The sequence below is a fragment of the Paenibacillus sp. LRG-1 genome, assembly GCF_057220305.1.
On sequence record NZ_CM170126.1, the window covers coordinates 367,770 to 388,790 of the forward strand.

Annotated in this window: 18 protein-coding genes; 11 read left to right on the forward strand and 7 right to left on the reverse strand. The window is 46.2% G+C overall.

Annotated elements, in window-relative coordinates:
- Window positions 1-103: 103 nt before the first annotated feature.
- On the reverse strand, window positions 104-922 hold the full coding sequence (locus tag ACUUJN_RS01600) for an alpha/beta fold hydrolase (protein WP_023986607.1): 819 nt from the start codon (window positions 920-922) through the stop codon (window positions 104-106).
- Between the two features lie 187 nt (window positions 923-1,109).
- Here ACUUJN_RS01600 and ACUUJN_RS01605 point away from each other — a divergent pair, with 187 nt between their 5' ends.
- The gene (locus ACUUJN_RS01605; protein WP_013308359.1) at window positions 1,110-1,442 is read left to right on the forward strand and encodes a hypothetical protein; all 333 of its coding nucleotides are present in this window, start codon (window positions 1,110-1,112) and stop codon (window positions 1,440-1,442) included.
- A 51-nt stretch (window positions 1,443-1,493) separates the two neighbouring features.
- On the opposite strand, the gene ACUUJN_RS01610 is transcribed toward ACUUJN_RS01605, so the two are convergent.
- Entirely contained in the window at window positions 1,494-2,039 is a 546-nt protein-coding gene (locus ACUUJN_RS01610; RefSeq protein ID WP_264454282.1) for a GNAT family N-acetyltransferase, read from the reverse strand.
- 191 nt (window positions 2,040-2,230) lie between these two features.
- Complete coding sequence (locus ACUUJN_RS01615) at window positions 2,231-2,803, reverse strand: hypothetical protein (RefSeq protein ID WP_023986609.1); 573 nt, start codon at window positions 2,801-2,803, stop codon at window positions 2,231-2,233.
- A gap of 212 nt (window positions 2,804-3,015) precedes the next feature.
- Between ACUUJN_RS01615 and ACUUJN_RS01620 the strand changes: the two genes are divergently transcribed.
- From ACUUJN_RS01620 to ACUUJN_RS01645, 6 genes are all read left to right on the forward strand, one after another.
- Window positions 3,016-3,429 (forward strand): GntR family transcriptional regulator, encoded by a 414-nt coding sequence (locus ACUUJN_RS01620; protein ID WP_028541952.1) that lies wholly within the window; start codon window positions 3,016-3,018, stop codon window positions 3,427-3,429.
- Window positions 3,426-4,139: an ABC transporter ATP-binding protein gene (locus ACUUJN_RS01625; RefSeq protein ID WP_023986611.1), complete on the forward strand. Its 714-nt coding sequence runs from the start codon at window positions 3,426-3,428 to the stop codon at window positions 4,137-4,139. The genes ACUUJN_RS01620 and ACUUJN_RS01625 overlap by 4 nt, the downstream gene beginning before the upstream one ends.
- On the forward strand, window positions 4,136-4,903 hold the full coding sequence (locus tag ACUUJN_RS01630) for an ABC transporter permease subunit (RefSeq protein WP_023986612.1): 768 nt from the start codon (window positions 4,136-4,138) through the stop codon (window positions 4,901-4,903). The genes ACUUJN_RS01625 and ACUUJN_RS01630 overlap by 4 nt, the downstream gene beginning before the upstream one ends.
- A 40-nt stretch (window positions 4,904-4,943) precedes the next feature.
- Complete coding sequence (locus ACUUJN_RS01635) at window positions 4,944-5,429, forward strand: CcdC protein domain-containing protein (RefSeq protein ID WP_076295738.1); 486 nt, start codon at window positions 4,944-4,946, stop codon at window positions 5,427-5,429.
- Between the two features lie 335 nt (window positions 5,430-5,764).
- The gene (locus ACUUJN_RS01640; RefSeq protein ID WP_028541953.1) at window positions 5,765-6,985 is read left to right on the forward strand and encodes a stalk domain-containing protein; all 1,221 of its coding nucleotides are present in this window, start codon (window positions 5,765-5,767) and stop codon (window positions 6,983-6,985) included.
- A gap of 94 nt (window positions 6,986-7,079) precedes the next feature.
- Window positions 7,080-7,757 carry a hypothetical protein gene (locus tag ACUUJN_RS01645; RefSeq protein ID WP_484669196.1) on the forward strand — a complete coding sequence of 226 codons (678 nt, stop codon included), beginning with the start codon at window positions 7,080-7,082 and terminating at the stop codon, window positions 7,755-7,757.
- 93 nt (window positions 7,758-7,850) lie between these two features.
- On the opposite strand, the gene ACUUJN_RS01650 is transcribed toward ACUUJN_RS01645, so the two are convergent.
- The 3 genes from ACUUJN_RS01650 to ACUUJN_RS01660 all read right to left on the reverse strand — a co-directional run bounded on the left by ACUUJN_RS01650 (window position 7,851) and on the right by ACUUJN_RS01660 (window position 14,646).
- Window positions 7,851-8,855: a LacI family DNA-binding transcriptional regulator gene (locus ACUUJN_RS01650; protein ID WP_023986616.1), complete on the reverse strand. Its 1,005-nt coding sequence runs from the start codon at window positions 8,853-8,855 to the stop codon at window positions 7,851-7,853.
- Between the two features lie 162 nt (window positions 8,856-9,017).
- Window positions 9,018-12,458, reverse strand: a complete 3,441-nt coding sequence (locus ACUUJN_RS01655) for a GH36-type glycosyl hydrolase domain-containing protein (RefSeq protein ID WP_484669728.1) — start codon at window positions 12,456-12,458, stop codon at window positions 9,018-9,020.
- A 25-nt stretch (window positions 12,459-12,483) separates the two neighbouring features.
- Complete coding sequence (locus ACUUJN_RS01660; RefSeq protein ID WP_484669197.1) at window positions 12,484-14,646, reverse strand: glycoside hydrolase family 3 N-terminal domain-containing protein; 2,163 nt, start codon at window positions 14,644-14,646, stop codon at window positions 12,484-12,486.
- A gap of 602 nt (window positions 14,647-15,248) precedes the next feature.
- Between ACUUJN_RS01660 and ACUUJN_RS01665 the strand changes: the two genes are divergently transcribed.
- From ACUUJN_RS01665 to ACUUJN_RS01675, 3 genes are read left to right on the forward strand one after another with little or no spacing between them, the layout of a single operon-like run.
- Window positions 15,249-16,502 carry an extracellular solute-binding protein gene (locus ACUUJN_RS01665; RefSeq protein ID WP_028541957.1) on the forward strand — a complete coding sequence of 418 codons (1,254 nt, stop codon included), beginning with the start codon at window positions 15,249-15,251 and terminating at the stop codon, window positions 16,500-16,502.
- A 36-nt stretch (window positions 16,503-16,538) separates the two neighbouring features.
- On the forward strand, window positions 16,539-17,423 hold the full coding sequence (locus tag ACUUJN_RS01670; protein WP_160789037.1) for a carbohydrate ABC transporter permease: 885 nt from the start codon (window positions 16,539-16,541) through the stop codon (window positions 17,421-17,423).
- An 18-nt stretch (window positions 17,424-17,441) separates the two neighbouring features.
- A complete protein-coding gene (locus ACUUJN_RS01675) occupies window positions 17,442-18,296 on the forward strand; it encodes a carbohydrate ABC transporter permease (protein ID WP_023986622.1) in 855 nt (284 codons plus the stop codon).
- 96 nt (window positions 18,297-18,392) lie between these two features.
- On the opposite strand, the gene ACUUJN_RS01680 is transcribed toward ACUUJN_RS01675, so the two are convergent.
- Window positions 18,393-19,070 (reverse strand): RNA polymerase sigma factor, encoded by a 678-nt coding sequence (locus tag ACUUJN_RS01680; RefSeq protein ID WP_319016772.1) that lies wholly within the window; start codon window positions 19,068-19,070, stop codon window positions 18,393-18,395.
- 127 nt (window positions 19,071-19,197) lie between these two features.
- Here ACUUJN_RS01680 and ACUUJN_RS01685 point away from each other — a divergent pair, with 127 nt between their 5' ends.
- Window positions 19,198-20,940: an ABC transporter ATP-binding protein gene (locus ACUUJN_RS01685; RefSeq protein WP_484669198.1), complete on the forward strand. Its 1,743-nt coding sequence runs from the start codon at window positions 19,198-19,200 to the stop codon at window positions 20,938-20,940.
- The last annotated feature ends 81 nt before the right edge of the window (window positions 20,941-21,021 follow it).

The following is a 21,021-nucleotide window of genomic DNA, read 5'->3' on the forward strand; positions in this document are numbered from 1 at the left end:
AAATGTTTGTAGTGAAAGATGCCCCATAGCCATTAACGGCGCTGAGGCGTCTTTTTTGTTTTTTATAAATATGAATTATACATAAGAATGAACAGGTTTTCAATTATGGTGTGGAGGATGGGGCTAGTATGCTCAGTAAGATAGAATTAAATTCGGGTAGCGCTTCGTAAAATACACCGTGCCCGCTTCGTTCGAAAGGAATAAGCTTTGATCCGGCAATTCCTTTTTGAGTTTGGACAGCCAGGGGGAAAGGACAGACCCGATCCAGCTTGCCGTGTAGAATCCAAGTAGGCACGTGTATACATGGTAGGTCAGCGCGCAAATCAGAGTCACGCAGTGAATACAAAGTACAAGCCATGCTATGAACTGTAGCCGCGAAACCCTGATCACGTAACCAATCGCGTAAGCTCTGGCTAACGGGATTGGCAAACAACATCTCGCCAAAAGAAGTTACCAGTTGTGGACGATCTGTATAGGCTTGTTTGATGAGTTTATCTACCTCTGTGACAGGAGTACCGTAAGGGAAGTCGCTGGTTGGGGTGAATCGGGGCGTAGCTGCTCCGATCAAGATCAACTGATTGACGCCAAATCCCCGGTGCCTGCTCATGTAGCGTGTGACCACAGCTCCCCCCATCGAAAAACCGATCAGCCGTACCTGGTTTAACTGAAGCGCCTGCATAACAGCCAGCAGATCGTCCGCCAATCGATCATAATTGTATCCATGCCATGGTCGATCAGACTTGCCGAACCCCCTAAGATCAACCTGAATACAGCGATACCCGTAAGCAGGCAACAAGGCGGCCTGATATTCGTACATTCGGTGATCCAGCGGCCAGCCGTGAACCATCAGAACAGGGATGCCTTCTCCAATATCCTCGACATACAGCTTCACGCCGCGTTCCACCTCAATATAATATCCCATCGTGTTCACCCCTTTAGAAATCACGAAATTTCATTCTCTCTCACATATATGTAGCCAGGGCTTAGCTCATTCGAAAAAGGGATGAGACTGTCACGATATAAGCATATATTATGTTAAAAAATGTATGTCATCCTAGATAGGGATGGGATATAATTATGGAATGAAACAGCATCGGGAGAGTGGAACAATGACACCATCAAAAACATTAAAATGGATTACAGGCGGATTGGAGCTGTTTTTAGCTATTCCCGTTTTGGGCGGGCTGCTCGTCGTAAATTCCGCGTATACTATATTGTTCTTTATGCTGATTTTCCACATTGTTACGTTGGTGCTATCGGTGACGAATAGAGAGTCTTATTATGGATCTATTTTAGGGATCGTGACCTCGGTTATTGGATGGATTCCGATTGTGGGCTGGTTGATGCATTTGATCTCAGGCATATTTTTGATGATTACCGCAGCCCAGCAGCCGCGTGATCAGTATCGTAATCGCAATCCTTATGATGATTATCGCTACTAGGGGATGTGTGGCGATACAAAGATGAAAGATCCTGTTGAACAGGGTCTTTTTTTATTTATGAAATCTCCCCATGATTATGGTGTTGTAGTATTTTCCATCTGAAAGAACCTTATCGTTTTTTAATAACCCTTCGATCTCAAATCCATGTTTTTTATAGAGCTCAATGGCTTTATCATTCGTTTCCAAAACTTGTAGAGTTATTTTCTTGATGCCATTGGAGTCAGCCCAAGAAATAGATTTTTTTAAAAGATTCGTCCCGATCCCATAACCCCAAAAATCCTTTAGTACGCATACGCCAAATTCAACTTTATGAGAGAATCTGCTCAGAACATGGCCCTCACATCTTGAAAATCCGACGATTTTATCATGAACTACCGCAACTAAAAATAGGTTTCTGTTATTCTCTGTATCTGATTCAATGAGCTGTTCAAAACCGGATGTACTTATAAACGCTTCTCCCTTCTCTCTGTCTAAATTTTCAGTCTCTCCATCAATCAGCAAACGGATTTCAGACAAATTCTTCGCATCTTGAATCATGGCAGATCTGATCGTATAGCTCATTCCTTGTATATCAAATTCCTGTTTATTTATTTTCATTACATTCTCCTTATTATGAATTTTAGTGAAAAATGACCTCTGGATCATGTTAGTCTACCACATATTATCTTGTTTACATGACAAATAAGCTTGTCCCCTCCTGTTGTATCAGCAGCAGGGGACAAGCTTATTGATTTCTCAATCCGTACAGGGAAGCCGGATGGAGATTTATTATACATGGGTGGATGTAGCTATTTCTGCTTAGCAGAGGCTTTAGCTGCATTGGTTTTAGCAGGAGCCTTGGCTGCATCACCTTGAGCAGGAGCTTTACCTGCATCCGCTTTACCGCCATCTACTGGTGGTTTGGAGGGTTTTACGCCATTCACCATATCTGTCATCATTTTTTTTAGATTAGAGACACGTTGGTTATATTCAGTTGCCGTAATCTTGCCGTTTTGTTTTTCCGTAGCCAGTTTCGCTTTCATATCTGAAACCATCACATCAATAACGGAATTTACGCTCACACCTTGTGCTTTGGCGATTGTAGCAAGGGATTTACCTGCTTTCAATTGTGTATCCAACTGACTGGAGGACAATTTCAATAATTTCAGGAGAGCTTTGTTCTCAGCATAGTTTCCTCCTGCCATTTTAGGGCCGTTAGCATCTCCGGGGTTACCCTTAGGTGCTTGTGCTTTGTCTGCAATGGGAGCCTTCTCAGGTGTAGTTGAAGCAGCATGGGCTGCGCTTGTGGAGTATAGTGCACCGCCTCCTAAAAATGCCAAGGCCATCGTTCCAGCCAAAATTGCTTTCTTGGTGCTCTTCATCTTCATTTTCCACCTTTCGGTTATGGTTTGTTTGGTACGTGATACATCATAAGGGATCAACTTGAATGCTATCTGAGTGCAAGCTGAGCATTTACTGAATGAAATTTGGAAGCATGACTAACATTTTAGTAAGATGGTACTTGTATTACGTGTATTAAGTGATATAACACACTACAGGCACGATAGATGCAGCCGATTAGGGGGAAACACCCATGGAAGAACAACGGGTTGGCTCGTTCCGGTTTTTAATTGACTTCAGCCAGCCATTATATGAGCAAATATTAAATCAAGTACGAAGCTCCATTGCTAAAGGGGAGATCGAAATGGGAAGCAAAATGCCATCTGTTCGTGATCTGGCGCAGGAACTACGCATGAATCCGAATACTGTGATGCGGGCGTATCAGGAGCTGGAGCGGGACGGATTGACTGAGAAGCGGCGCGGGTTAGGCACTTATGTTACTTCGTCCAGTGAACGGATTGCCAGCTTTAGGGAACAATTGGCTATAACGTATATAGATCAGTTTCTCGGACAGATGAGCAGTCTGGGGTTATCGTGGGAAGATGTACAGCAGTATATAAGAAGCAAACAGGACGGAAATGACGAGGAAGGAGGCGAAGGGGCATGACGGAATCTATTGTGGTTGCGAGTCATCTGACGAAGCAATATGAAAGTAAAAAAGCGCTGGATCACTTGGATGTCGTCATTCCGGCGGGACGCATTGTAGGGGTGCTTGGACCCAATGGCTGTGGGAAGTCCAGCTTCTTTCGAGCAATCACCGGATTAATTCGGCCGGATGGGGGCGAGCTTCAGGTATTGGGGCAAAAGCCAGGTTGGGAAACCAATCGTGGCATATCCTATCTGCCTGACCGGGCTCGCTGGTACCCTAATCATACGGTGCAGCAGACACTGGAGTGGGGGGAATCCTTTTTGCCTGGCTTCAATATAAAAGATGCCTATAAACTTGCTGATCATATGGACGTGGAGTTGGAGTTGAAAATGGCCGGGTTGAGTCGCGGACAGGAGGCACGTGTGCTACTGATTTTATGTCTGGCGCGTGAGGTTCCGCTCATGATCCTGGATGAACCGTTTGCGGGCATTGATGTCCTCTCCAGAGAAGCGATCGTGGCCGGGATTATTGATTATTTGGAGGGCCGCCAGCAGTCTATACTCATTAGCACGCATGATATTCAGGAAGTGGAAGGCTTGTTTGACTACACGGTCATGATGGACCGCGGACGGGTTATATGGTCTGGTGATTCGGACGATCTGCGTGCAGAGCATGGCTCGCTGAATCAGGTGTTCCGCAATTTGTACAAAAAGGAGTGGAAGGCGTGAATTCATCAGGGCTGTTCAAAGATTTGATACGCCATGAATTTCGAAATAAAGGAAGCTGGAGAAAGCAGAGCCGCAATCGACTACCCAGATCGTGGAGACTTGTGTATTTCTCATTATTTCTAATTGCGGCGTTCGTTATTTCCTTGTATTTCGCGCTTCATAACCAACTCGAATTGACAAGGCTGTGGTATGTCACCCTGGGTTTGCCGTACATGATCATTTTCATGGGTGTGGGAAGTCTGAGAAGAGAATGGGAGAATGACACCTACGGATGGTGGCTGACTCTGCCCTATCCGCGTATGTGGCTGATTAGCGCCAAATGGATTGCTGCTATTTTACAAGCCGTGGTCGTGACCTTGTCCCTGTTTGTGGTAGGTTCTCTGTACGCGCTGTTCATCTCATCCACCATCCAGCCTTATACGTTTGCGGATGCAGCGTCCTTTATTATAGCTGGATTGAACTGGTTTGTGATGATTATCGCCTTCACACCGTTGGTTATTGCGCTGGGTCTGCTGACGGCCAGTACCAAATACAGCACCTTGCGGCCGATTAGCCCGATACTCTGGATTCTTTTGATGGGTGGCGGGAGTGTCTTTTATTGGTCAGGCGACCAGGGGCTTTATGAGCAGTTTGACCATGTTCAAACAGGACAATGGTTTTCTTTTACCTGGCATTTCCCGATTGCGGTGTTGATCAGTTGGGTTGCTGCATATGTATTAATCCGCTTGAGCGCTTATCTACTGGAGAAAAAACTGTCGATTTAGGCTAGCGTATCTATAGGATCTATGAGGAAGGAGTTTCACCATGACGACGATATTTATATATGCATTGTTGGCTGTTTTGGTGGGGCTGATGATCTGGTTGAGAACCAAAAGACGAGGGGGGCCGGTAAAAGGAAACGGAATCCGGATTCTGCTCCCCTTGTTTATCGCGTTCCCGCTTATGATGATGTCTGTGTACCAATTAATGCATATTCCCGGTCAAACGTATGCGCCCCCCGCCTTTTGGGAACTGCTGGTTGCCGGGCTATTAGGGGCTCTGTTTGGCTATGTTATTTTGCTGCATACGGCGTATGAAAGACGGGATGACGGTCGTATTTATCCGAAGCCAAACCAATATTTTAAATATATTATTATCGCTATTATCTTGATTCGCGTTGTTTTGACCCAGTACCTCAGTAGTCTGGGTACGTCTGAAGTTAGTATGCTGGCGATTACGATGGCGCTGGTGTATATCTCAATCTGGCGAATCGGGAGCTTTATCAAGTTTCGGAGAACGTTATCCGTATAACAATAGCAATGGGGTTAACAGCGGCTTACTATTCAAAAAGCGTTCATTCGCTTGGTGATAGGAGCCGCTTTTTTTGAGTTTCGGCAATTAGCAAGTTATCACACATTGTTATTGCTCCCCATATCCTTTATTCTAAGGCTTGTGGCTTGCATTGTAGCAGTACAATTATAAATTTTTGAAAGGAGGGTTATTGAGGTTTCAAAAGATTTAAATGGGGTTTAAAGTTAGATAGGCGGGGAAAAGTTGCTTTTTGCGATTAGGTGTAACTATATAAGTTACATAAAAGGAAATTGTCTTCCATATTCTATTTTATAGGTTGAGAGGGGTTCACATTCATGAAAAAACATACGGTTACTGCTGCACTCGCTGGTTTGCTTGTTCTGTCTTCTGCTGTACCGGCTTTAGCAGCCGAGGTAAAACCTACTACGGGTATTCAGGTTTGGGTAGATGGCAAGAAGGAGGCTTACAAAATTGCGCCTATCGTGAGAAATAAGCAGGTCTTAATTCCCTTGAGACAATTGGCCTCCAGTTTGGGAATTCCAATGGATGCCAAGCATATTACGTTCAATACGGCGCGACAAAGCACGACTATCCGATATGATCAGGCGACGGTTGTACTGGTGTCAGGCAGTCCGGAAGCGCAAATCAACGGGATTAAGGTACCGCTATCCACCTCGACCCTATTGACCAAACAAGGGGTAACTTATGTACCGGTTGATGTCGTCAAAGAAGCATGGGGCAAGCAAGTGATTTGGGACCCGGCCAGCCAAACGGTGCAAATCGGGGTGAGTAATAAGGATAAGGTCGTTGAAATCGTGAAAAGCTTTGAAACCGGAGATACGAAAGCGGCCGAGACCTGGATCAGCAAGGATCAGTACATTCAGCACAATCTGAGCTTTGCCAGCGGAAGAGATGCCTTGCTGCAAGGAATTAGCCAATTGAAGCAAGCTGGTACAAAGGTTGAAATCCATCGTGTGCTTCAGGATGGGAATTTTGTAGCTGTTCATTATAAAACGACAATTGCAGGTAAATCAAGCATTGTCTTTGATATTTTCCGCTTCGATAGCAATGGTAAAATCGTTGAGCATTGGGACAATATTCAGGACTCGGCTCCAGCTAATCCAAGCGGACGTACAATGATTGACGGAACAACACAGATCACGGATCTCAACCAAACTGAGACGAACAAAACACTGATCCGCAAGTTTGTGGATGATGTCCTGGTTGGCAAAAATCGTGCTGCATTGGAAAGCTACTATAACGGTGATCATTACATTCAGCATAACCCTCTTTTTGGTGACGGTGTATCCAATTTGAAGCAAGCATTTTCCGCAGCGGGAAGCCAAGGAGCTTCTTTTGGATATGGTCAGGTTCACATGGTTATTGGAGAAGGCAACTTCGTGCTGGTTGTGAGTGAATTGACATCATCTAAGGGAACTTCAGCCGCTGTCTATGATCTGTTCCGGGTAGAGAACGGTAAGGTAGCAGAACATTGGGACGTAGTTCAGGAGGTTCCAGCTAAAACAGAGTGGAAAAATACAAACGGCAAGTTTTAAAAAAAGTGAGTTTGGGGTATGGCCTGATTGGCACGCTTTCCCAACCGTCCTGTTCCTGTTAAAATGATGCAAACATATAACAGGGGGTTGAACGATGGAAGGCTTGAAGCGGCGTGTGGGCTGCCTGCATGCACATCACTCGAACATAGCCTATGTGGAACGAGCTTTTGCTTCTTATGAGGTGGAGCTGATACATTTTGTGGACCCTGGGCTTATGCGCCGGATCTCGTCAGACCCGCATTTTTCTGCGGACGATGCCAGTCGCAAGGTAGAAGAGCAACTAAGCTGGATTGCCCAAAGCGACATAGACGTTATTTTGATAACGTGCACGAATTATATCGTTTTGGCAGAAAAGGCTCAATTGACCATGTCTACACCAGTAATTGCGCTGGATGAGCCCTTTTTTCATGAGATATGCGATGATTTGCTGCCACGGACCTTGGTATTCACGAATCCGGCTACTGTAGAGGGAACGATGAAGCGTCTTTATCATACGGCTGCTCTGTTAGGCAAACCAGATATCTCTTCTTGGATAGAGGTTAAGGTGGTGGAGGACGCTTTTCAACTGATTATGCAGGGACGTGAAGACGAGTATAAGGAATTGCTGGTCCGTTCGCTGTATGAGCTGAGGAAGGCTGATCCAAGCAGAGGTCTGGCTGTAGCACAGTTGTCTATGGTTGATGCTGCGTTACAGGTGGAACTGGAGACGGGGGAAATGATTGACAATCCCTTACGGTCGTTGACGAATTTAATTGAGGATTTGTTAGGTTAAAAAAGTATAACTAAAAGAACTTCCAACCCGTGTTCTGGGACTATGGAAGTTCTTTTTTTGAGGCTGGCGAGCGGGTTACTTCTGCGTTGTTCATCACAGATTCTGTTGATCTGGGGTGATGAATGCTGCGCCTGCCGATTCTCTTTGGACAAGCGTAACGTATAAACGTTCATGCTCCACGTCTTCCCCGGCAATGATTTTGAGAACTTGTTCGGCAGCTACAGCGCCCCATTTACGTTTGGAATAGTCAATCGTTGTCAGACGGGGCTGAATATATTGCGCCAGCTCGATATTATCAAAGCCGACGATATGAATATCCTTGCCAATTGTCAGTTCTGATTGAGCCATTCGATTGTAAAAGCCCACTGCCATTTCATCATTGAGACAAAATACGGCTACAGGTTCCGAACCCGGGCCATCTTGTTGCCGCAAAATGATTTCAGCCGCCTGTTCGCCACCCGATTTCTCAAAATCGCCGTCAATTTCGATCATTTCAGCGACGCCGCTACGCTCAATGGTCTGCTTGACCGCCTGCATCCGTTGCCATGAATCGTAAGAACCTTCTGGTCCGGTAACCACATATAGCTTACGGTGTCCCAATTCCAATAAATGTTCGATTGCGAGAGCGGCGCCCGCTTTGTTATCCAGCAGCACCTGGTTAATGTTAGGATGATTCAGTTCACGGTCCAATACGACAATTTTATGTCCTCGCTCGGCATAGTTCAGTAGCTCCTGACTTTCAAACGTCTGATCCAGCACAATGGCGCCGTCGATCATGCGTTCCGGCAGCATTCGGTGAGATTGCTTACCGCTGCATACGATGAGATCATAGCCCTTGCGGTTTAAAATTTCCTTGATGCCATACAGTAAATCTCCATAAACGTCTCCACGAAAATCAGTCAGGAAAACGCCAATAATTTTGGTCTGCCTTTTCTTGAGATTACGTGCGGCGGCATTGGGCACATAGTTAAGCTCTTTGGCAATCGCTAAAATACGTGCGCAAGTTTCTTCTGTTACCTTATCGCTACCATTTAAGGCATATGAAACGGTAGATATGGAAACGCCCGCCTGTTTGGCGATATCTTTAATGCTGACCACATCGTGACCTCCTTGTCGTCCGTCTTATAATTGCTATTGTATATTCATTATTAACCACATATCTATTCCAAATGTCGTAGTCCTACACATAAGCAGCAAAGGGCGATCCCGCAAGATCGCCATCCCTTTGTTGCCTATACCAGATTTAGCATCAAAAACTCTTTATAAAATAATCTCCAGACGGTGTACACCGTCATGTTCTGCTAAGGCCTGCTCGAAAATCTCACGTTTGATGCGCAAGGCACCAGAGCGGTAGCGATTATCATCGGCGGGCACGCTTTCCAGTGGTGTCCCGTTCAATACTGCACGGCCTTGCTCACTACCAGTACGCTCTTGCAGCATGCGGTAGACGAAGGTAATTGGTTTTCCTGCAAAGGAAAATTCAAATTCCAATCCGTCGAGATGATCCGGCAGCACAGGGTCCAGGATCAGGTCTTCGCCCGATTGACGAATACCAAGGATATTCGATATGAGCTGATTCATGTAGATTCCCGGACCGCTGGAATAGATTCTCCAGCCGCCTTTGACGGGGATGGCTCCTTCACGCAGTTCACCAAACCGTTCCTGGGCTTCATAGCGGGTGTTAAATTTACCGTCCGAGCTACTGAAATAGGCGTTGCTTTGGCGCCATTCGGCATTCGGTACGGACGCACGGATGCCGACCGGATTGATGAGCTTCAAGCTGTGCCAAGCGTCATCCTTGCGTCCCAACTTGGCCATCGCTTCCGCAAAGCGGATATGGGCATGCACATATTGCAGCCCGACCTCACGTCCAAAGTTGGCCGCTTGCTCTGCACGCTTGAAGTGCGAGCTCACACCGCCATCATACTGTGCAGGGCGGTTCATCAGACGCACACCATCCGGGCAGAGGAACTGCTCACGGATGAGCTGCTCATGAGCCAATGCTTGTTCAGGCGTGAGCAGCTGGCTGATCATGCTGCGTGTCATTGGCAGCAACCGATAATGGATTCCTGTCTCGGTGTCAGACGGATGGAGCATCAGCTTAGGTTGGCCGGGCTCTTCCATATACACGAAGCCCGGAATAATTCCGCTCTCCAGCATGTAGCGGTTAAAGTCTTTACGGATGCCATTAGCCATTTGATGTAGATCTTGTGCAATCTTGTCGGCTTCGCTTACTACACCCGCGGGGGCCTGCTCCAAAGCAGCAGCAAAGTTACTAATAACTTGGTAGGTGAGTGCAACCGTCCAGCTGCTCGCCATGTATTGCTTCAGCTGAGCATTGGCTGGCTGGAGGGTATCATCCCAATCGCCGTCGCCATAGGCCGACAAATACGTATCATGAAGGAAATTCTCCCGAATATATTCGATTTCCTTCAGGGCATGTTCCATGAGAGTCGCGGTCTGCTTGGTATAATCGAAAGTATGCCGATGGGTGTAAGGTACATTTTCTCCCAGAATACTGTAATCACGGGTAGCGGTCAAATAGTCGCCCAGTACCTTGAGCGGCCAGACGATAATATCCCCATGGCTTTCTTCTTGCTGCACGTGAGTATAGTTGTCAAACATAAACCATTGCGGCCAGTTTCCGCTGTCCTCGTACTGATGGCTGAAAACAGTCAGCAGAATGGAACGAACCTCGTCGAACTTTTGCGTAGCTGAGAAATATTCCACAGGCCCCTGACACACATCACGTGTTCCCCAGGCTGCACCGCCGTATTGCTCCAGACCGTGAGGCACAGAGTAGTGAACGAGCATATTGTGGGTGTACCACCAAGCCACTGCGTTCACACGGAATAGCTCACTCGTTTCATGTTGACCCAGCGACAGATGGAAACCGTTCATAAGCTCGGCAAAATATTCCCGATAGCGCTCGCGCTCATCTTCAAAGGAAGCGTGACGCTCTTTGTGCGCTGATTCTTGCCCGGCTGAAAGCCCATTCAGCCAACCCTGCACGGTGCAGGTCCATTCGCTGCTGTCACCCAGCTCCAGCACGACTAGGGACGCATCAGCGGAAGCTGTACCCTGTAGCAGTACGTGAGCGTCGCTCACCTGCTGTAATGGAGCGCCCTCGACGTGCATTCGGTACAGCAGGTCTGGATAGGCTTCGGCACTCAGGGAAGCAGAGTCTGCCCGGAAGAGCAGGGCGTCACCTTCATGTTCCATATGAAACGGAAGCTCATATTCGTTCACATGCATAGACATTTGCTGAGTGATGAGGAACGGATAGGTTTTGCCGCTTACCGCACGCATATGAAGCCGTACTTCTGGGCTATCGGCATTTGTATGGTTTGTAATAATGAATGTATCGTCAGCCGTTTTGTAGTACCAGCGCACATAATTAAAGCCAATCTCGAACAGGGAAGGCATCGTGAGCAGGCGGTATTTCCCTTGGACTCCGACATAGATACGCTGGCCGGATGTCTTGGGAATATTGAGCGCATTACGCGCGTTGGTGATCATTTTGTTGAAGTTTGTATTGCCGATCACGAGCTGGGAGTTGAACACCCCGTACATATAGGAGGTGGTTGTAATGGTTTCTTCCTTGCCTCCTGCGTAATGCCCGCCCATTAAAATGTGCCCATGGGGACGCTCTACACGAAGCTCTTTGGATTTGAGTACGACATGCTCATAGCTGTCCGTGAAAAAGGAAAGTAGTTCATCTCCATCCCGTTCTTCTTCCTGCCGTTTCGGGAAAAGTTGATTCACTTCGGCAGCGGTTAAGTCCAGCGTGCGCAGCGGCTCACCGATGGTTTGAGCTGGAGCCACACGCCCTGCCTGAAGATCACTTGCCGCGTGTGCCGGTATACTGGTCTCGGAAGCGTCCGCTAGAACGGTAGCTACTTCGTCACGTGCCTTTGTCACCAGCTCCTGATACTCCAGCTTTGTCACTGCGGCTGGATGATTGGGCTGGAACAGACCGTAAAAAGTAAAGCGAGCTTCCCCTGCAAGTTTCACCCGCTCAGATTGCAACGCGGTATAGGCGAATTCGTATTGGTACACTTCATTGGCGAGCGAGTCACGATGGAGTGCTTCCGGCTCATTCGTTTCTTTGTACGAAAGTCCAAAGAACTGAAATCCGTCAGTCGAGTAACCAACAGTGCGGGTTAACGAGCCTTGTTGAATGTATGGGAAAGCCTGACTTTGAGGCTGGTTTTGACGTGAGCAAACGGTGTAGCCTCTTTGTTCATCATGGTAGACGGTGTGGTCAATATATTGAGACAAATAAGCTTCATTACTGCGCACAGCGGCGGTATCGGCAATGCCAATATCCTGACCGTACACGACATCTGCTTCCACGTCATCGCCCTGTAGGGTTACATCCCAGAACCATACTCCCAGGCGGCTTAGCGTGAAGGTTACCTGATAGCCTACACCAGCGGTGAAACCCTCCCAAATAATCTGCTGATCCGTTTGTCGGATGACTCCCGGTGAGCGAACTCCAAGCAGGGGAGTGATACTTACACCGGACGGACGGTACAATCTCAAGTACAGATTGTTCAAGGAACCGTCGACTGAATTGGTCAACAGCTGGTTGATCATCGTTGAGCCGTGAGCGATCTTATACACATCACCGCTGCTCAAGAAGGTAAAAGACAGGTCGCCGGCCCGTAGCAAAATATTTTGATCCAGACTTGTATTCATCAAAGGGAACGCCTCACTTTCCTGTTTATTTCATTAACCGAAAACGGCTTTCACTAGTATCTCGGCTGTTAGGTCCTGTAAAGACGGCAAATTCACCGCTGTCACTACTGAAGCTCAAATCTGCATGATGATAGCGCAGCTGAGGCTCGGTCAATGCAAATTCAACTTCCCGGCTTTCGCCTGGGGCAAGAAGGACTTTGCAGAAATCTTTCAGTTCTTTCATTGGACGAACCGTATCACCGCTGATATCACGAACATAGAACTGGACGGTTTCCTCGACCGGACGTGTTCCTGTGTTCGTTACCTGCACTTTAATGGTCAGTTCCTGACCAGGTATAAGGGTATCGCCGGAAAGCTGTACGCTGTCATAGGCTACATCGGTGTAACTCAGTCCATAGCCGAACGGGAATAAAGGTTCGTTTGGTACGTCTAGATATTGGGACACGTAGCGTTCTTTTGTATTCGGATCTAACTGCGGGCGTCCCGTATTAAAATGATTGTAATACACGGGCACCTGTCCCACCGATTGCGGGAAGGACATGGTCAGACGACCCGTAGGTTCGGCATCACCGTACAACAAATCGGCAATCGCCGCGCCGCCTTCACCACCAAGGAACCAGGCTTCCAATACGGCGTCTGCTTCTTCAATGACACCGTGCAGATCCAACGGACGACCATTAAATAATACGGCTACCATAGGCTTGTTCAGCGTCTTCAGGCGCTTCACCAGTTCCAACTGGGCTTGTGGCAGGCGAATATTGGAACGGCTGCCTGCTTCACCACTCATATCGGAGCGCTCACCAAGCGCCAACACGATAACCTCTGCTTGGCTGGCTGCTTGCAGAGCTTCCGCATATTGCTCCTCAGTTATATCGTCGATAGAGCAACCTGCCGCAACCGTGAGCAGCGAGGAGGATATTTTCGATTGGAACCCGTCGACAACGCGAATAGCTTCCTCCTGTGAACCGCTCCACGACCAAGAGCCCAGGATATCACCGCTCTCTGCAAAAGGTCCGATCAACGCAATATGTTGATTGCGATTCAATGGAAGAACGGAATCATTTTTGAGCAACACGCAAGATTTAATAGCTAATTCTTTGGCAACCGTACGGTGAGCTTCGCAGAACACAACTTCACGTTCACGCTCAGGGTCTGCGCCGCGTAGCGGATTTTCGAACAAGCCCAGCTTTTGCTTGAGCTTCAATATACGCATCACGGCTTCATCAATGAGCGCTTCATCCAGTTGTCCGCTGCGAACCAGCTCAGGCAGATGCCCGTTATAGCAGGAGGTCATCATTTCAATATCTACGCCAGCCAGCAGTGCTTTTTTCGCTGCCTCGCGCTCATCCTCGGCGATGCCGTGAGGGATAAGCTCCTTGATGGCGGCCCAATCCGAGATGAGCACACCATCAAAGCCCCATTCATCACGAAGCAAATCACGCATCAGGCGCTTATTGCCCGTTGCGGCTACGCCTTCTACGGTATTGAAGGACGTCATCACCATTTCGCAGCCTTCATCTAAAGCAGCTTTGTAGGAGGGGAGATAATACTCTCGCAGCTGCCAGGCGGATACATCTACAGTGTTGTAATCCCGTCCGCCTTCGCCAGCTCCATATGCGGCAAAATGCTTCACGCATGCGGCCACCCGGTCGGTATCGTTCGTCAGATCTTTACCCTGAAACCCGCGCACAAACGCACGAGCAAATTCGCTGTTGAGGTAAGGGTCTTCCCCTGTAGATTCCATCACACGGCCCCAGCGCGGGTCACGCACTAGATCGACCATAGGAGCGAATGTGACGTGAACACCGGATACAGCCGCCTCGCGGGCTGCAATGGTAGCGCTCTCTTCTGCAAGTTGCATATCCCATGAGCAACCAATGGCCAGCGGGATAGGGAAAATCGTTTTGAAGCCGTGTACAATATCTGCCATAATTAAAAGCGGAATACCCAGACGATTTTTACTCAAATGAGCCTGCTGAACACGAATCGCTTCCTTGGCCCCTGCGATACCAAGCACGGAACCGACGTTATGGACATTTTCCTCTGTGATGCCGAGAGAAGCCATGGGGCCAGTAATTTGACTATCCGTTCCCGCTTCTTCAAAGAAGGCACCCACAAGCTGTAGCAGTTGATCGACTTTTTCTTCAAGCGTCATGTTTTCTAAATAGGAATTCAGGTGTTGTTCCATCATAATCCTCCATAAGCTGTATTGTTGGTGGACAGCTCTTTTTTTTCAGATTCATGAGATTTTTTGGATAAAATTGATTCAAAAAAGTGCTGAACAGGCTAATAGCTAGTATAGAAGCATAATATTCTGTCGTATTATTAATCGAAACGTTTCTATTGTTGAACTCAGTTGGATTATATACGCTTTCAAATGGAGAGTCAAATCCAATTCAGGGGGTTTTTATAGGCTAAATAACGTAATAAAGATGATATAAACGGAAAAAAGTCGCGATTCTGAGCGAATAAAATATAATATTCCTATTGAATACGGTTTCAATTTGTTCTATAATGACTATCGAAACGTTTCTATTGACAGGTATGGTCCTTGTGCTTTGAACATAAGTGTTATAGCGGTATGCTTTAATCGCTATGTATTTACATGCATCAGGATTTTGCAAGATTCGATTCCAGTCGCTCCAAAATGCAATATATAGAAGAACGAGACCATTTCGTTCTATATATTGTTCATTGGAAGTCGCTAATTGTATTTTCGCAAAATCCTCGTATTTGAATCCGTTATCATATTGCATGATCGGTAAACCGATCATCTCGGGAGGAATTCGTATGATGAAAAGAACGTTGGGGATCATTTTGGCAAGCACCTTATTACTGGGGGGCGCGCTGGCAGGCTGCTCGTCCAAGGATGATTCGTCTGGCAAAGATGCGAACGGCAAGACGACCATCACCATGTGGGGCATGGGAGCAGAAGGGAAACTGCTGCCTGAAATTGTAAAAGATTTTGAGAAAGAAAATCCAGATATTCACGTTGATGTACAGGCGTTGCCTTGGGATAACGCTCACGATAAGCTGCTGACAGCAGTTGCTTCAAAATCCGGTCCGGACGTGGTTCAGTTAGGTACATCATGGGTTCCCGAACTTGCGTCTGCGGGTGCATTGACGGATATTACCCCTTATATCAGCAAGTATCCTGAACTGGAATCGAAGAATTTCTTCGAGGGTGCTGTAGGTACGACAAAATTTGAAGGGAAACCGGTCGGTGTGCCTTGGTACACTGAAACGAGAGTTTTGTTCTATCGTTCCGACCTACTGAAACAAGTCGGATATAATGAAGCACCTAAAACGTGGGAAGAGCTTTCCGATGCTGCCCAAAAGCTGGCGGCTCGGGGCAAAGGCAAATATGGTATCTCCTTTAGTGCAAAGGAGCAGTCTATGGGCTTTATGTTTGCTCTCCAGAACGGTTCCAAACTGGTTGACGAGCAGGGCAATCCGTTGTTCAACCAACCACCGTTTGTAGATGCTGTGAAGTATTTGAATACTTTTTTCCAAAACGGCTCTAACGCAGTGGATATTGGAATTGACTCTGTTCAAGGTTTACAAGGTGATGGTATCGTTCCAATGTTTATCAGCGGTCCTTTTATGATTAAAGAAATCAAGAGCAAGGCACCAGAACTGGAAGGTAAGTGGAATATAGCGGAGCTTCCTGGCAAAGTAAACAACCTGTCCGTTTTGGGTGGAGCGAATCTTTCAATTATGCAATTCAGCAAGCACCCGGAGGAGTCGGCCAAATTCATGGCTTACATGAGCAAACCAGAAACGCAGCTAAAATGGATGGAACTGTCCAGTAACTTGCCTGCGGCTACTAAATCGTGGGAAGACGCCAAGCTTAAGAGTGATCCGATGCTTCAAACGATTCGTAAACAGCTGGATCATTCCGCAGCATTACCGCAACTGGCAGCATGGGAAGAGGTTTCTCAACAATTCATCAAGAGCTTTGAACGTGTTTACCGTGGTCAAGCCGACGTACAGAAGGAAATGGATGACTTTAATCAGCAGGCTGCAAGTATTATGAAAAAATAATGATCCATATCCGCCATTGTCAAAGGGAGTGAAGGCATGAAAGGAAGCTCGCAGAAGCTTGCGCCATACTTGTTTATCGGTCCCTCCATCATCCTGTTGACGCTGTTTTCGCTGTTGCCGATTCTACTGGCGCTCGTAATCAGCTTCACGGATATGGATCTGTCAGGACTCGTTAATTATGATAGTATTCGCTTTATAGGTCTGGAAAATTATACAAACGTACTAATGGACCCTTCCTTTATAAAGTCCCTTGGTAATACGCTGTTCTTCGTCATCATCGGTGTTCCGTTGGTGCTGATATTTTCGCTTAGCATCGCGATTCTGATTAACATGGGGAAATCACGTGCTTTCAAAGTATTCCGCGTCGTGTTCTATCTGCCGTCCGTAACGAATGTGGTTGCGGTCGCAGTGGTTTGGAGTTATCTGTATAATCCGACGCTTGGATTATTCAACTACGTACTTGGTCTGATGAATTTAGGTCCCGTCCCATGGCTGACCGATCCAACAGTAGCGAAAATTTCGCTGATTGTGTTAGCGGTTTGGCGGGGCATCGGCTTAAACATGATTATTTTTATTGCGGCTATTAAAGGGATTCCGGGCTCTTATTATGAAGCGGCACAGCTTGACGGGGCCAATACATGGCAGCAAATTCGTTATATTACGCTTCCGCAGCTTCGTTACGCTATTTTCTTCGTGTCCATCACGACGATGATTGGCTGGCTGCAATTTTTCGAGGAACCGTTTGTCATGACTAAAGGGAAGCCGCTCGACGGCACGCTGACAGCATCTCTGTTCATTTACAATAACGGCTTCCAATTTAGTAAATTCGGGTATGCCGCGGCGGGATCGTTCATTCTGTTCTTCGCGATCATCGCGGTGACGCTGATTCAGTTCCGTTTGCAAAATAAAGCGGAGTCCTGATAGAGAGAGGTGATGAACGTGAAAACAGCTGTTCAGCAAGCCCGCGCCAATACGCGCAGTGGTGAAAAAACATTTCAATGGTTCGTGGCGATTCTCCTGACCGTGGGAGGTCTGTTGATGGTGCTGCCTTTTGCGTGGATGATATTATCCTCCTTTAAGACAGAGGGTGAGGTAACCAAAATTCCTCCGACCATCTGGCCGCAGCATTTTACACTGGATAATTTTAAATTACTATTCGATAGCATGGCTTTTGGAACCTATCTGACGAATACGCTGATCATTGTTTTAGCTTCCTTCTTCGGATTATTCCTGAATGCCATGGCAGGTTATGGCTTTGCCAAATTCCAATTTAAAGGCAAAGGGTTTCTATTCTACCTGGTACTGGCAACGATGATGATTCCAGGTCAAGTGACGATGATTCCCGTCTACTTGATCCTGAACCAGATGGGATTGACCAATTCCATGCTGGGGATTGTCCTTCCTGGATTGGTAGGCGCGTTCGCGATCTTCCTGTTCCGGCAGTTTATGTCCGATATCCCGGAAGAATTGCTGGAGGCGACACGTCTCGATGGAGCAGGGGAGTTCCGTACTTTTCTGCAAATCGTATTGCCTATCTCGACACCAATTCTGGCAGTACAGGCCATTTTAACCTTTATTGGTGGATGGAATAGCTTCCTGTGGCCGCTCATTATTGCGAACGATGAGAAGCTGTACACCTTGTCCGTCGGGCTGTCACTGCTCAAGGGGCAGAACGAAAGTCAATTTGCTCTTCAAATGGCAGGCTCGACCTTCATGGTCGTTCCGATCATGATTATCTTCATTGTTTTCCAAAAGTATATTATTGAGAACTACACGATTTCGGGGATTAAGTAATAGTGTAGTATGAATACAAGTCATAGTCACAAGAACGAACAGCGGAGCTTCTCTTTGGGAGAGGGGCTCCGCTGTTTTTGCTGTACATAGATATATTTATATATGAGTTAGACAATATTGATGGGACAATGTACGAAGTTTTCTTTTCAGTCTATAGATTCGAGTCGTTGTAGCCGTAACCGAAATATTATATTTGGTAGCGAGCAAGGGCACAGCTAGTTGTCGACAAAAGTAGTCTTCATAGAGTGTATATTCATTGTTGGAAAGCTGCATTAGAATATTAACGATAACCGTATCCACATCTCCCAATCTACGATTTTCCCACTCCTCCTCTACCGAATTTGAAAAACTACAGATTTTCTCACATTCAAGCGTAGTTTCATGCTTTTTTTGTGTATAGTAGCACCTAAATGATTTATATATAAGATTTTTAGCCGTAAGGTACAGCCAACCCTTTACATTGGGGTGATGTTTGAGCTTGACCAATTGCTGTCTTGCCGCTACAAAAGTATCTTGTGTACATTCTTCTGCCATAAATGTAAAGCAAGACTGATTCTTGATTAAATGCATACAGAAACGATATACCTCACTCAGATAAAGTTCACAAATTTTTCTGTAAAAGCATCTGGAACTACCTCTGCACTGATCCTCTTTGCAACAGTCGATAACCATCGTAGTCGGCATTTGTTCAAGCCCCCTTTGGACGGATAAAAAAATAAATGATTTTTGTATGTGCCAATCATATACATTAATTCCAATTTTCAAGAATGACATAAATCATATTTAATCTCGTAAATGTGGAATTACTAGAACAGTTAAAAGATATTTTAAAGTGATTTTGATTCTGATACGGAATTAGTTAATAGGGGGAGAGGGTGCATCAGGTGAAAGGGGGGGAAGGATGAAAGAATCCATAGTATATAAACGTTTGGCGGCAACATTTAGACCTTATCTGAAGACGGTTACTATCATTTTGATATGTCTCATCCTATCAGCGGGCTTGAATATATTATTGCCTTTAACAAGTAAGATTATTGTGGACCAAGGTCTTCTGAAAGGGAATATGCAGGCTGTAATCTTGTACACTTCTGCTGCGTTTTTAATCGTTTGCTTGGATAAGCTGCTGAATGTGTGTAAAGAAACCTTTCGGGCAGGCTTAAGCGCACAGGTTACCTTTTCATTATTTGAAAAGGCGTATCTGCATCTGACAAGAGTACGAATGAGCTATTTTAACCGAACCAATGAAGCGGAGCTACTGAACCAAATTGGCACGGATGTAGGCAATGTATCGAGGATCACAGATAGTGGAGTATTTTTTGTCATTATGCAGGCGTTCAGCATGATTGGTGGTTTATGTGGTTTGCTGCTCATTAACTGGAAAATGACTGTAATCGTGCTGTGCTTTTTACCCATCAAATATGTTGTGGTGAAGTATTTTGTGAAGCGTAGAAAAAAACTGGTGGGGGATTTAATTGAAGGCAGTAGTGATTTTGCCCAGTGGTTTGGGGAATCTGTCGGGGGCATGAAGGAGCAGCGAATGTTTGGTCTTATTCCACATAAGCATCAGCAGTTCTCATCCAAGCAGCGTCGAATTGTAGAATCAGAGCGGAAATTATCACTTCTGGACGCCTGGAATATCGCTTCGGAATCTATTTTAATTCAGCTTCTAATGATGTTTTTGTACGTTGTGGGTGCTAATCTTATCTTTCGTTTACAGCTTACTGTAGGTGGGATTTTTGCCTTTGTTTCTTACAGTGCTTATGTTACCACTCCTGTATTCGCTATTTTAAACATTGGCTACATGCTGGCTGAAGTCGTTCCCTCCGCCATTCGATATTATCAGTTCTTGGATTGGGCAGAGGAAGAAACATCTAATTCAGTCACTCCAGCGTCTATACTAACTGAGCCGCCATTCGAAGATCACATTGCATTTCATAATGTTTCTTTTTCCTATACGAAGGATGAACCCGTACTGCCCCACGTGAGCTTTAGGATTGCCCGAGGGGAAAAAGTAGCTATCATTGGAGCAAATGGGGCAGGGAAGTCTACGTTGCTGGATCTGATTATGAGATTCAGCCAGCCTGATCAAGGGATAATCACTTATGACGGCATTGACATCCAAAGCTATGAAATAGATGAGTATCGAAGTCAAATAGCTTTGGTCAGTCAGCAGGTGTATTTATTTGATACTACTATTTTTGGCAATATCCGCATAGGCACAGAAGTCACTAATGATGCAATAGAGGCCATTATCGCGGAGGTTGGTCTGGAAGAATTGGTTCAGAACTCGGCAGATGACTTCCCTATAGGCTCGAATGGCTCCAGATTGTCGGGTGGGCAAAGACAGAAAATTGCTATGGCCCGGGCATTGATTAGGGAAGCGCCATTGTTTATTCTCGACGAGGTGACCTCCAATCTAGACACAGCAGCTAGGCTAAATGTTCAGCAATTGTTGAAGACCCGGTTGCGTGATAAGACCGTAATCATCGTTACACATCGCAGCGAGATATTAGCGCATGTCGATAGAGTTATTTTGTTGGAGAACGGCGAACCAGCCCAAATAGGATCACACTCCCATTTTATGACCTGTCATGCAGAATACAGAGGATGGGTATTAGGGGAAGAAGAGGTCCCCATAAAATGATGAAAAAAACAAACGCTTTCATAGTGTGATTTAACACCATGTACGGAATTAGTATAGGTGAACACCTTTTTAAATCATATC